We start from the raw sequence: 11847 nt of genomic DNA on the forward strand, positions 1-11847 counted from the left end.
GGCCCCCGCACCGCAGCCGCAGCCGCAGCCGCAGCCGCAGCCGCCGACCTACGCGCCTGCCCCCGCGCCGACGGAGTCCGGTCGGCCCTATGTCGCGCCGGTGGAGGCCCCGCCGCCCGCCGCCTATGTCGCCGCCGCGCCTGCTCCCGCCCCGGCCCCTGTTCCGACCCCTGTTCCGACCGAAGCCCCGATGGCCCGGTCCCTGCCGGTCGAACCGCCCGCCCCCGCCGCGCCCGAGCCCGCGCCGCCCGCCGCAGCGCCCGACGCCCCGGCCTATGACCCGATGGCCCCGCGACGCGACGCGCCCATCTTCCGCCTTCAGCGCCCGGCGCCGAGCGAGCCGACGCAGCCTCAGCCCCCGGCGCCCCAGCCCCAAGGCCAGACACAAACCCAGCCCCCGCAGGCCGGGCCCCAGGAAGGCGCCCGCTACTATTCCGTCCACCGTCAGGCGGGTCGCCAACCCGACGCCACCCCCCTGCCGGCGCCCGTCTATCTGGACGCCCTGCCGGTGGAGCTGACCACGCCCCCGGCCGCGACCGACCTGGCCGAACCGCCCGCCGCCCCCAATCTGATCCGCAACGCAAACGGCCGCCTTCAAGCCGCCCCCGACACCGAAGTCACCGACCAGCCATGAGCGACGGCGCCGCCCCCTCCTCGATGACCGACGCCTCGTCGCGTCTGCCCGACCTGATCGCCCTGGCGCAGGAACCGTCCAGCGAGAAGCGGCGCGCCCTGCTGCGCGAACTGACCGACCATTTCTTCGGCGCCGCCGAACGCAGCGAGGCCGAGACCGCCCTCTATGGCGCGGTGCTCGGCGACCTGACCGACGCCATGGAGGTCGCCGTCCGCGCCGAGCTGGCCGAGCGGTTCGCCGCCTCGCCCGACGCCCCGGCCCAGCTGATTCGCCGCCTGGCCAACGACGAGGCCGAGGACGTCGCCCAGCCCGTGCTGCGCGCCTCGCCGGTCCTGACCGAGGCCGACCTGATCCAGGTCATCCGCTCGCGCGGCCAGGGCCATATGCGCGCCGTCAGCCAGCGCGCCGAAGTGTCCGAGGCCGTGTCCGACGCCATCGTCGAGCGCGGCGACGACGAGACCCTGGGCGTGCTGCTGTGTAACGAGGGCGCCCATCTGTCGCGCGCCGCCTGCGAGGCCGCGGTCGAGCGCGCCCGCGTCAACCCGGCCCTGCACGCCCCCGCCGTCGAGCGCGCCAGCCTGCCGCCCGACCTGCTGAACGAGATGTATTTCGAGGTCGAGGCCCGGCTGCGTCAGCGCATTCTGGAACAGAACGCGCGCATGGACCCGGCCTTGCTGGAAAGCGCCCTGGCCGCCGGCCGCACCCGCGTCGCCACCGACGACGGCGCCCTGCCGCCCGACTACGCCGAGAGCCTGGCCTACGTCGAGGAACTGCGCGCCGCTGGCCAGCTGACGCCGCAGATGCTGGCCCGCTTCCTGCGCTCGGGCGGACGCACGTCCTTCCTGATCGCCCTGTCGCAGCTGGCCGACATCGACTTCCACACCGCCCGCCAGATCATCGAGCGGCGCGAGCTGGACGCCCTGGCCGTGGTCTGCAAGGCGGCCGACCTGGATCGCGCCCTGTTCCTGACCTACGCCGTGGTCCTCTTGAACACCGACGGCGACGCCATGGGCAAGGCCCGCGCCTACGCCGGTATGTACAACGACCTGACCCGGGAGGCGGCCCTTCGCACCCTGCGCTTCTGGCGGATGCGCAAGGCGGGGCACGCGGCGTAAAGCCAGGCGCGCAACGCCTCTCCCTCCCCATGAAGGGGAGGGCGAATGTCGCGTCCCACGCGCTCAAGCAGCCCGAAGGGCGGTAGCGCCCCAAGAGTGCGCTCAAGCAGCCCGAAGGGCGGTAGCGCCCCAAGAATGCAAAAACGCCCGCCTTCCTCTCGGAAGACGGGCGCTGCGTCCGACCTTGAAGGCCGATCTTACTTCTTGGCGCGGGTGGCGCGGGCCGGTTTGCGGCCGCCCTGGCCCAGGCCCATCTGCTTGGCCAGGTCCGAACGGGCCTTGGCGTAGTTCGGGGCGACCATCGGATAGTCCTTGGGAAGACCCCACTTCGCCCGGTATTCCTCGGGGCTCATATTGTATTTGGTGCGCAGGTGACGCTTCAGCGACTTGAACTTGCGGCCGTCTTCCAGGCAGATCAGGAAGTCAGGCGTAATCGACTTGCGCACCGGAACCGCCGGTTCCTTGGGCTCGGGCTCGGCTTCCACCGGAGCCGACGACACGCCCGACAGAGCGGCGTGAATCTGGGCGATCAGGCCAGGAACGGCGTCGGCCGAGACGGTGTTGTTGCTGACATAGGCCGAAACGATGTCGGCCGTCATTTCCAGCAGTTCGGGTTTTTCTTCCATGGGGGGATCGCCTGTTGCATGAGTCAAACGCATTCGACTGATCAGACCCGACCCGTCGGAGGTTGGTTTCATACGTATGTTCCACGACGAAAGCAATGCAAGCAAAGAAGAGCGCGCCTAAACCCGCGCTGCTCTGTTCAATGCCCGCGGCGTCAGTCTTCGGCCGTCAGCGACCGAAGTTCTCCGCCAGAGCCAGCATGGCGGCCCGTTCCGGCGTGGAGTATTCATCGATCAGCTCTTCGTCGCCGTCGCGTATGGCGCGCAGCAGTTCGGGCGTCAGCGCCGAGGACAGCGCCCAGTTCCAGTAACGCAGCACCGTCTGGGCCCGATCGACGGCCAGCATTTCATAGGTGATCTGCACCCGCTCCCAGTCGGGATGGACGGCGCCGTCCGGCGTGACCTCGGGCCGGCGCATGGCCCGCCACAGGGATTGCAGGTCCAGCCGCGACAGGCCGGTGGCCTTGCACAGGATGGCGACCGGCTCGCCGCCCGCATCGCCCATGATCTTGGCGGCGGTCAGCGGCTTGATCCCCGACAGATAGCCGATCTCGCTGACGATCTCGCGGCTCATCCCGGCGGCGGCGGCGGCGACCGCGGCCTCCAGCCCGTTGTAGGGGCTCTTGTCGATGGCGGCGCGGTTGCGCTGGCGCCGCTCGATGAACTGCAGAGCCTTGCGCGCCACCGGATCGGACCAGCCCTCGGCGGCGACCATGGCGAAGACGTCCTCGACGCTGTCCTGCAGCACTTCGCGCGAGACGGCGAAACGTTGCAGCACGATGCGGCGCTCCTCGGCCCCGCACCACCAGAACATGACATAGGCCCCCGACGGCCGCAGCTCGGGCCGCTTCAACAGCGGCGCGCACAGGCCCCGGTTCTGGCGGCTGATCGCCACCACGCCTTCGATGGCCGGTTGCGACAGACGGGCGGAGTTGTTCTTCAGCACGGTCTCGATGACCGCCTCCTCGCCAAAGCTCAACAGGGTCTCGGTGACGATTTCGGTCAGGCCGCGCCGGGCGGCGATCAGCAGCCGATGCTCGGTCTTGGCGTCGCGGACGCAGCCGATCAGGTCGGCGTCGGTCAGGGAGGCGCAGTCCTCGATCAGCGGCCCCGCCACCGACGGATCGTCGCGCAGCAGCATCCGCGCCAGACTGTTGGGCAGTTCGGCCAGCGGCGTCAGGCGCAGCGCCACGCGGCGCCGCTCCTCGACCGGGGCCAGCCGCAGCAACTCCACCAGAAGATCGCCCGTCACCGCCCGCTCGAAGGCGTTGATCCGGCTGGCGGGCAGGCAGACGACGTCGGCCAGCCGCCGCAGCAGCGTCTGGCGCGCTTTCGACGGCCCGGGCGGGGCGTCTTCGGCAGGAATGGCGGCCGGAACAGACATGGTCCCACTACCCTAACGCGAGCCGGTTAACCGCGCGTGAGGGTCTGATCGGCTGCAGACCAGAGCGTATCGCGCACCCGCGTCAGCACCCGCCCCAGAAGATTGCTTCCGCGCCACGCTGAGGGTCGATGCGCGTCAGGATCATCGACGGCCAAGCCCACGCCCCATATCCAATCGCGCGGATTCGCTTCTACCAGCATGGCCGGCGCCGTGGCCTGAAGCTGTCGCCGTGCGCCTTCGTTCTGTTGGAATTTCGCCAGATTGCCCGCCAGGACAATGCCGATCTTGGCCGCATCCCAGCGGTCTTGTTCAAAACCGACCACCATCTGGCCGTGACGCTTCTGCTCTCCTGGGTCTTCAGTCGCCATGATGGCTGCGGCTTTCGGCGCATCCCCGAATAACCGAGCCTTGCAGGCCATCATCCACTGCTCCGCCGTCACAAAACGCTCGCCGTTCACGACGAACGGCGTCGGATGCCACTGGCTGAACACCCCTTTAATGAACGGGTGGAAGGCGTCGTATGCGGCTGGATCAGGGAGGTCCGCCTCATCCACCCGCTCCAATTTACAGCCCCTCGAACAGGGCCGTGGACAGATAGCGTTCGGCGAAGTCGGGCAGGATGACGACGATGGTCTTGCCCGCGTTCTCGTCCAGCGCCGCCTGACGGAAGGCGGCGACCAGGGCCGCGCCCGAGCTGATGCCGACCGGGATGCCGTCGGTGCGGGCGACCTTGCGGGCCATGTCGAAGGCGTCCTCGTTCGACACCTGCTCCACGCCGTCGATCACCTCGCGGTCGACGATGGCGGGGATGAAGCCCGCGCCGATGCCCTGGATCTTGTGCGGGCCCGGCGCGCCGCCCGACAGGACGGGCGAGGCGGTCGGCTCGACGGCGATCATCTTCACCGAGGCCTTCTTCGCCTTCAGCGCATGGCCGACGCCGGTGATGGTGCCGCCGGTGCCGACGCCCGAGACGACCACGTCCACCGCGCCCGCCGTATCGGCCCAGATCTCCTCGGCCGTCGAGACCTCATGAATGGCCGGGTTGGCGGGGTTCTCGAACTGCGAGGGGCTGACGGCGCCGGGGGTGCGGTCCAACAGGTCCTGCGCCATGGCGATGGCGCCCTTCATGCCCTTTTCGGCCGGGGTCAGCACCAGCTCGGCGCCCAGCAGGGCCAGCATCTTGCGGCGCTCGATCGACATGCTCTCGGGCATGACCAGGATCAGCTTGTAGCCCTTGGACGCGGCGACGAAGGCCAGGGCGATGCCGGTGTTGCCGCTGGTCGGCTCGATCAGCACCGAGCCCGGCTTGATCCTGCCCGCCTGCTCCAGCGCCTCGATCATGGCCACGCCGATCCGGTCCTTGACCGAGGCCAGCGGGTTGAAGAACTCCAGCTTGGCCAGCACGGTCGCTTTCGGCTGATGCTCCGCCGTCAGGTTCGGCAGCCGCACCAGGGGCGTGTCGCCGATGGTGTCGATGATGCTGTCATAGACCCGGCCGCGTCCGGCCTTCTTGTGACGGCTGGCGTCGTAAGCGGTGTCGGACATGAAAAGTGCTCCGTGCGGCGAGTTCAGCGTAACAGATAGACCTTATAGCGTCCGACGAAACCTCGGCGACGCAGGAATTCTCACCTTGGCCTTAAAATGGCTGCGGGCCCGCGCGCGCCGCTAGCCACGCAGCCCCCGCCGCGCCGGATCGAAGGGCAGGACTTCGCGAATCGAGATCAGGGTCTTGAAGGCCCGCACCCGGGCGGCGTCGTTCAGCACCTCGCGGGTGAAGACCTCATAGGCCTCCATCGTCGGCACGCGCACGTAGAGGACGAAGTCCGTCTCGCCGGTCACGTACCAGGCGGCCTGAACCTCGGGCCGGGCGGTCAGCTTGGCGATCAGGGCGTCCAGCACCCCCGTGCCCTCGCGCTCCATCTCGACCAGGACGTGCATGGTCAGGGCGCGCTCCAGCCGCCTCTCGTCGATCACCGACACGTCGGCGACGATGACGCCTTCGTCGCGCAGACGGCGCAGCCGGCGCGACACCGCCGATTCCGACAGGCCGACCTGGTCCGCCAGCAGCCGCGCGGGCTGCAGGTTGTCGCGTCGGACCAGATCCAGCAGGCGACGGTCGGAATCATCGAGCGTGACCGTTTTCTGCATATGTTATCTTTCTAACGCGGTTTTATTGCATCTTATCAGCAGAAATCAGCGAGAAACACAGGCGGGTTTTCACTAGGTTCCGCCCCCATGTCCTCCCTGACTCTCGCTTTCCGGGCGCCGCGTTTCGCGGCCGCCCTGCCCTACCTCGCCCTGATCGGCGGGATCGTCTCCCTGTCGCTGGGCACCTCCTTCGCCAAGTCGCTGTATCCGATGGTCGGAGCCGCGGGCACGGCCTCGCTGCGCGTCGGCCTGTCGGCCCTGATCCTGCTGGCGGTGTGGCGGCCGTGGCGGTCGCGGCTGACCCGCGCCGACCTCAAGGGGCTGGCGATCTACGGCCTGGTCATGGGCCTGATGAATCTGTGCTTCTACCTGTCGCTGGCCACCATTCCGCTGGGCGTGGCCCTGGCCATCGAGTTCACCGGGCCGCTGACCATCGCCCTGCTGCACTCGCGCAGGCTGATCCACTTCGTCTGGATCGGCTTCGCGGTGCTGGGCCTGGCCCTGCTGCTGCCGTTCGACGGGAACGTGCAGGCGCTGGACCCGGTCGGCTGCGCCTTCGCCGCGGCGGCGGCGGTCTTCTGGGCCCTCTACATCGTCTTCGGCAAACGGGTCAGCCACCTGCCCAGCGGCCCGACCGTGGCGGTCGGCATGGCTATGGCGGCCCTGACCGTCGTGCCGTTCGGCGTCGCCACGGCGGGATTGAACCTGCTGGACCCGTCCATCCTGGCGTTGGGCCTGGTGGTGGCCGTCGTCTCCAGCGCCCTGCCCTACACCCTGGACATGATCGCCTTGAAGGGCATCCCCAAGCGCACCTTCGGCGTCATGCTGAGCGGCGACCCGGCGGTCGGCGCCCTGGCCGGCCTGCTGTTTCTGGGCGAGCACCTCAGCGGCCTGCAATGGCTGGCCATCGGCTGCATCATCGCCGCCTCGATCGGCGCGGTCCTGACCTCGCCCGCGGGCGAGGATCAGCCGCTGCGCGAACCCGGCGCCCCGGCCTGAGCGGACGACGAGCCGATCATGAAGACCCTGCTCGCCTGTCTGCGCACGCCCGTTCTGAACATCGCCACCGGGGGCCTGTTCGGCCTGATCCTGGCCGTCCTGATGCGGCTGGCGATCCAGCGCGTCTCCTGAGGGATCAGAACTCGGTCCATTCCTCCGACGGACCGCCGTTGACCACGGCCCGCAGCCGCGCCCTCTGACCTTCCAGCGCGGGCGGCGGACCCGACCTGGCCGTCATCTGGCGCACCACGCCGACGGGCGCGCCCTGTCCGGTCTGGAAGCGGCCGACCAGCTGGCCCAGCCCCTCGGCCTCGGACTTGAGGTTGGCCGCCGCCGCGGTGGTCTCCTCGACCATGGCCGCATTCTGCTGCGTGACCTGATCCATCTGGTTCACGGCCGCATTGACCTGGCTGAGCCCCGAGGACTGCTCCTGGGACGAGGCCGCGATCTCGGCGACCAGGGCGTCCATCTCGCCCACCTTGCCGGCGATGGCGTCCAGCGCGGTCCCGGCCTCGCCCACCAGCTTCACGCCTTGCGCGACCTCGGCCGCGGAGGCCGAGATCAGCGCCTTGATCTGCCTGGCCGCCTCGGCCGAGCGCTGGGCCAGGGCCCGCACTTCGGAAGCGACGACGGCGAACCCGCGCCCGCTGTCGCCCGCACGCGCCGCCTCGACCCCGGCGTTCAGGGCCAGGAGATTGGTCTGGAAGGCGATCTCGTCGATGACGCCGATGATGTCGCTGATCTGGTTCGAGCTCTTGCGGATGCCGTCCATGGCGGTGATCGCCTCGCGCACCACCTCGCCCGAGCGATCCGCCTGACCCCGCGCCTCGCCGGCGACGACCGCGGCCTGGCGCGCGCCCTCGGCGCTGCGCTTCACCGTGGCGGTGATCTCGTCCAGGGCGGCGGCGGTTTCCTCCAGACTGGCGGCCTGCTGCTCGGTGCGGCGCGACAGGTCGTCCGAGGCGCTGGAGATTTCATCCGAACCGCCACGTAGGCCCGAGACCGAGTTCAGCACCTGGCCCAGGGTCTGGCGCAGGCTGTCGACCGCGCTGTTGAAGTCGTCCTTCACCCGGCCGTGGGCGCCGCTCATGTCCTGAACGATCCGCGCCGTCAGATCGCCCGCCGACAGCTTCGACAGATTGCCGGCCAGAGCCTCGACCAGTCCGCTCTGGGCCGCCTCGGCGTCCAGCCGTTCAGCCTCGCGGCGCGCGGCCTCCTGCTCGGCGGCGGTGATGTCGACCGCCAGCTTGATGACCTTGACCGGTCGCCCATCGACGCCCAGCACCGGATTATAGGAGGCCTGCAGCCAGACCTCGCGCCCGCCCTTGGCCAGGCGCCGGAACTTGGTCGCCACGAACCGCCCCGCATTCAGGTCGCGCCAGAAGGCGGCGTAGGCCGGGCCGGCGGCCTCGGCCGGATCCATGAAGGTGCGGTGATGCCGGCCCCGGATCTCGTCCAGGGCATAGCCCATGGTCTTCAGCAGATTGTCGTTGGCGTCGAGAATATTGCCGTCCAGATCGAACTCGATCACCGCCTGGGATCGGCCGATCGCGGCCAACTTGCTGTCGAGGTCGTGGAGCTTCCGCTCCCCGTCATGGTTCTTACGAGTCTTGCCGAACATCCAGTCCGCTCCCCAGCGTTAGACGTGTTGACGATTGTTCGCTCTCGGCCTCAACCTTGGGTTCGAAAACCTTCATTTCTCTTGGATAACGTGTAAGGGTCTTTCCGTAACGTCACTTCACCGCTCGTTAACCACGATGAGGCATCCGTTAACGGATGCATTTTTGTGGGCTGCGGTCAGAAGGCTCCGCCTTCTCGACCCGACGCAGCCTGGGGGTCCCGCTTGCGTAATCTCGTCGCCGCCGTCGAAGCGATCGACCCGCTGGTCGTCACCGGCAAGGTGGCGGGCGTCAGCGGCCTGCTGATCGAATCGCGCGGCGGCCTGTCGCGCCTGGCCGTCGGCGCCCGCGCCGAGATCGAGCGACGCGGCCAAGCCCCCCTGCCCGCCGAGGTCGTCGGCTTCCGCGACGCCAAGGCCCTGCTGATGCCCTTCGGCCCGGTCGAGGGCGTGGCCCCCGGCGCCGACATCCGCATCATCGACACCGCCGCCAGCGTGCGCCCGACGACCGCCTGGCTGGGGCGGATCATCGACGCCTTCGGCCTGCCCATCGACGGCCTGGGGCCGCTGCCGCAGGGCGCCGTGCCCTATCCCCTGCGCGCCTCGCCGCCCCCGGCCCATTCGCGCGGCCGGGTGGGCGAGCGTCTGGATCTGGGCGTGCGCTCGATGGACGTCTTCACCACCACCTGCCGGGGTCAGCGCCTGGGCATCTTCGCCGGTTCGGGCGTGGGCAAGTCGGTGCTGCTGTCCATGCTGGCCAAGCAGGCCACCTGCGACGTCGTGGTCGTCGGCCTGATCGGCGAGCGGGGCCGCGAGGTCCGCGAGTTCATCGAGGAGACTTTAGGCGAGGAGGGGCTGAAGCGCGCCATCGTCGTCGTCGCCACCTCGGACGAACCGGCGCTGAAACGGCGCCAGTCGGCCTATATGACGCTCGCGATCTCCGAATACCTGCGCGATCAGGGGCTGGAAGTCCTGTGCCTGATGGACTCGGTCACCCGCTTCGCCATGGCCCAACGCGAGATCGGCCTGGCCGCGGGCGAGCCGCCGACGACCAAGGGCTACACCCCGACCGTCTTCACCGAACTGCCCAAGCTGCTGGAGCGCGCCGGTCCCGGCCCGATCCGCCCCGACGGCACCGAGGCCGGGCCGATCACCGCCCTGTTCACCGTGCTGGTGGATGGCGGCGACCATGACGAGCCCATCGCCGACGCCGTGCGCGGTATCCTCGACGGCCACATCGTCATGGACCGCAAGATCGCTGAGCGCGGCCGCTTCCCCGCCATCGACGTGCTGAAGTCGGTCAGCCGGACCCTGCCCGGCTGTCAGACCCCGCCCGAGCGCGAACTGAACCGCCGCGCCCGTCAGTGCCTGTCGGCCTACGCCAACATGGAAGAGCTGATCAAGATCGGCGCCTATCGCACCGGGGCCGACCCCATCGTCGACCGCGCCATCGCCCTGAACCCCGCGCTCGAGGACTTCCTCGGCCAGGACAAGGACGACCACACCAGTCTGAGCGAAAGCTTTGACCGTCTGGAAACCATTCTGAACCAAGGAATGGTCTAACCGTGATCTGGAACACCTTATGACCGCCTGGGCTCAATCCTTGATCCGCATCTCCAACTATGAAGTCGAGACGCTGCAGAAGCGTCTGGCCGAGGTCGCCGCCCGCAAGGCCGAGGCCGAAATGCGCGTCGCCGTCCTCGACGCCGAGGTCGAGATCGAGCGCCAGAACGCCCGTCTGGACCCGTCGTCGGGCATGATGCTGCAGGCCTACCTCAAGGGCTGGGCGCTGAAGCGCGCCGACGCCGAAGGCGTGGTCGCCGCCGTCTCCGCCGAGGAGGAAGGCGCCCGCGACGCCCTGACCAGCGCTTTCGAGGAGCTGAAGAAGTTCGAGCACGTCGCCGAAACGACCCGCCTGAACAAGCTGATCGCCGCCGCCAAACGCGAAACCGCCGCCTTCGACGAAATGGGCCTGAGGCGCCGTGCGGGGGGCTAACCGCCTTTCCTCCCCATACCATGGGGAGGTGGCGCGGACGCGCAGCGGCCGTGACGGAGGGGGCGACGCCGCCCCGTCCGCATCGCCCAGAGCCAACCGTCGCGCCGCCCCCTCCACCGCTTCGCGGTCCCCCTCCCCACACGTGGGGAGGAAAGAAGCGTGATGATCGACCGCCGCGCCTTCCTCGCCGCCCCGGTCGCCCTGGCCGCCTGCGGCTCCGGCGAGGCCGCCGGTGTTCCCGTTGACCGCCCGGTCCGCGCGCTGAAGTCCATCGCCCCCTTCCCCGTCGGCACGGCCTGCATGACGGGCCAGCTGTCTGATCAGGTCTGGTTCCGGCTGGTGTCGGAGCACTTCTCCCAGCTCACGCCCGAGTGGGAGATGAAGATGGAGTACATCCTCCAGTCCGACGGCTCGCTGCGCTTCGATGCCCCCGACCGCATCGCCTATTTCGCCCGCGATCTGGGCCTGCGCCTCTTCGGCCACGCCCTGATCTGGTACGCGCAGAGCCATCCGTGGTTCGAGGCCCTGACCGGCGACCGCGCCCGCTTCGCCGCCGAGTATGACCGCTATATCGCCGCCGTCGCCGGGCGCTGGCGCAGCCAGGTGGTCGGCTGGGACGTGGTCAACGAGCCGGTGTCCGAGGACGGTCGGGGCCTGCGCGACTGCGTCTGGAGCCAGGGTCTGGGCGGCGTCGACGCCTATATCATCCGCGCCTTCGAGCAGGCGAGGCTGGCCGCGCCGGACGCCGTGCTCTTCCTCAACGACTACAATCTCGAGAACAATCCGGTGAAGGGCGCCACCTATCTGCGCCTGGTCGAACGGCTGCTGAAGGCCGGGGCGCCGATCACCGGCCTGGGCACCCAGAGCCACCTCGACATCGACATTCCCGCCGGCCAGACCGCCGCCTTCATGCGCGAACTGGCCCAGTTCGGCCTGCCCATCCACGTGGCCGAACTGGACGCCTCGCTGCGTCAGGACGGGCGCCTGCCCGACCTGCGCCCCCGCCGCCAGAGGATCGAACGCCAGACCGCCCGCGTCGCCGAACTGGCCGAGGCCTTCATGGCCCTGCCCCGCGCCCAGCAGTTCGCCTTCACCGTCTGGGGCGTGCGCGACACCGACCATTGGCTGCGACGCGGCGCCAGGGACGACGGCCAGGACAGCGCCCTGCTGTTCGACGCCGAGGGCCGGGCCAATCCCGTGTTCCACGCCGTCGCGGGCGCGTTCGGCGGCTAGTCCTTCTTCCCTTGCGCCACCCCACCCCGCTCATCCCGGCGAAGGCCGGGATCCAGATTGTAAGGCGCACAACTGTCAGCAGGTGACGCCATAGCGC

General features: G+C 69.4%; 11 protein-coding genes and 1 pseudogene. 6 read left to right on the forward strand and 6 right to left on the reverse strand.

Translation table 11 applies throughout. From position 1 onward, the window contains the following. Both ACREEF_RS14205 and ACREEF_RS14210 read left to right on the forward strand, forming a co-directional pair. A pseudogene (locus ACREEF_RS14205) lies at positions 1-634 on the forward strand (hypothetical protein); the annotation flags it as partial. Further along, positions 631-1749 (forward strand): DUF2336 domain-containing protein, encoded by a 1119-nt coding sequence (locus ACREEF_RS14210; RefSeq protein WP_431566224.1) that lies wholly within the window; start codon positions 631-633, stop codon positions 1747-1749. The pseudogene ACREEF_RS14205 and the gene ACREEF_RS14210, both read left to right, overlap by 4 nt. Positions 1750-1946: 197 nt before the next feature. Here the strand turns inward: ACREEF_RS14210 and ACREEF_RS14215 are convergent, their stop codons facing one another. The 5 genes from ACREEF_RS14215 to ACREEF_RS14235 form a co-directional block, all read right to left on the reverse strand. Continuing rightward, the gene (locus tag ACREEF_RS14215; protein WP_431566225.1) at positions 1947-2375 is read right to left on the reverse strand and encodes a MucR family transcriptional regulator; all 429 of its coding nucleotides are present in this window, start codon (positions 2373-2375) and stop codon (positions 1947-1949) included. 166 nt (positions 2376-2541) lie between these two features. After that, entirely contained in the window at positions 2542-3756 is a 1215-nt protein-coding gene (locus ACREEF_RS14220; protein ID WP_431566226.1) for a DUF2336 domain-containing protein, read from the reverse strand. A 26-nt stretch (positions 3757-3782) separates the two neighbouring features. Beyond that, on the reverse strand, positions 3783-4310 hold the full coding sequence (locus ACREEF_RS14225) for an NADAR family protein (RefSeq protein ID WP_431566233.1): 528 nt from the start codon (positions 4308-4310) through the stop codon (positions 3783-3785). A gap of 10 nt (positions 4311-4320) precedes the next feature. Beyond that, a complete protein-coding gene (gene cysK / locus ACREEF_RS14230; RefSeq protein WP_431566227.1) occupies positions 4321-5301 on the reverse strand; it encodes a cysteine synthase A in 981 nt (326 codons plus the stop codon). A gap of 120 nt (positions 5302-5421) precedes the next feature. Continuing rightward, positions 5422-5904, reverse strand: a complete 483-nt coding sequence (locus ACREEF_RS14235) for an Lrp/AsnC family transcriptional regulator (protein WP_431566228.1) — start codon at positions 5902-5904, stop codon at positions 5422-5424. An 87-nt stretch (positions 5905-5991) separates the two neighbouring features. Here ACREEF_RS14235 and ACREEF_RS14240 point away from each other — a divergent pair, with 87 nt between their 5' ends. Then, positions 5992-6903 (forward strand): EamA family transporter, encoded by a 912-nt coding sequence (locus tag ACREEF_RS14240; RefSeq protein ID WP_431566229.1) that lies wholly within the window; start codon positions 5992-5994, stop codon positions 6901-6903. Between the two features lie 136 nt (positions 6904-7039). On the opposite strand, the gene ACREEF_RS14245 is transcribed toward ACREEF_RS14240, so the two are convergent. Beyond that, the gene (locus ACREEF_RS14245; protein ID WP_431566230.1) at positions 7040-8524 is read right to left on the reverse strand and encodes a methyl-accepting chemotaxis protein; all 1485 of its coding nucleotides are present in this window, start codon (positions 8522-8524) and stop codon (positions 7040-7042) included. A gap of 222 nt (positions 8525-8746) precedes the next feature. Between ACREEF_RS14245 and fliI the strand changes: the two genes are divergently transcribed. The 3 genes from fliI (at position 8747) to ACREEF_RS14260 (ending at position 11750) form a co-directional block, all read left to right on the forward strand. Beyond that, positions 8747-10084 (forward strand): flagellar protein export ATPase FliI, encoded by a 1338-nt coding sequence (gene fliI / locus ACREEF_RS14250; RefSeq protein WP_314430851.1) that lies wholly within the window; start codon positions 8747-8749, stop codon positions 10082-10084. A gap of 19 nt (positions 10085-10103) precedes the next feature. After that, positions 10104-10517: a flagellar export protein FliJ gene (locus ACREEF_RS14255; RefSeq protein ID WP_431566231.1), complete on the forward strand. Its 414-nt coding sequence runs from the start codon at positions 10104-10106 to the stop codon at positions 10515-10517. 162 nt (positions 10518-10679) lie between these two features. Next, positions 10680-11750, forward strand: coding sequence for an endo-1,4-beta-xylanase (locus ACREEF_RS14260; protein ID WP_431566232.1), 1071 nt, complete (start codon positions 10680-10682; stop codon positions 11748-11750). The last annotated feature ends 97 nt before the right edge of the window (positions 11751-11847 follow it).

It is taken from the genome of Brevundimonas sp. (genome assembly GCF_050729455.1).
Classification (GTDB): Bacteria; Pseudomonadota; Alphaproteobacteria; order Caulobacterales; family Caulobacteraceae; genus Brevundimonas.

Excerpts from the sequence above, each read along its gene's own strand:
- ACREEF_RS14240 (WP_431566229.1), top strand. The coding sequence starts at position 5,992 with ATGTCCTCCCTGACTCTCGCTTTCCGGGCGCCGCGTTTCGCGGCCGCC.
- ACREEF_RS14215 (WP_431566225.1), bottom strand. The coding sequence starts at position 2,375 with ATGGAAGAAAAACCCGAACTGCTGGAAATGACGGCCGACATCGTTTCG.
- ACREEF_RS14260 (WP_431566232.1), top strand. The coding sequence starts at position 10,680 with ATGATCGACCGCCGCGCCTTCCTCGCCGCCCCGGTCGCCCTGGCCGCC.
- ACREEF_RS14220 (WP_431566226.1), bottom strand. The coding sequence starts at position 3,756 with ATGTCTGTTCCGGCCGCCATTCCTGCCGAAGACGCCCCGCCCGGGCCG.
- cysK (WP_431566227.1), bottom strand. The coding sequence starts at position 5,301 with ATGTCCGACACCGCTTACGACGCCAGCCGTCACAAGAAGGCCGGACGC.
- ACREEF_RS14245 (WP_431566230.1), bottom strand. The coding sequence starts at position 8,524 with ATGTTCGGCAAGACTCGTAAGAACCATGACGGGGAGCGGAAGCTCCAC.
- ACREEF_RS14255 (WP_431566231.1), top strand. The coding sequence starts at position 10,104 with ATGACCGCCTGGGCTCAATCCTTGATCCGCATCTCCAACTATGAAGTC.
- ACREEF_RS14235 (WP_431566228.1), bottom strand. The coding sequence starts at position 5,904 with ATGCAGAAAACGGTCACGCTCGATGATTCCGACCGTCGCCTGCTGGAT.
- ACREEF_RS14210 (WP_431566224.1), top strand. The coding sequence starts at position 631 with ATGAGCGACGGCGCCGCCCCCTCCTCGATGACCGACGCCTCGTCGCGT.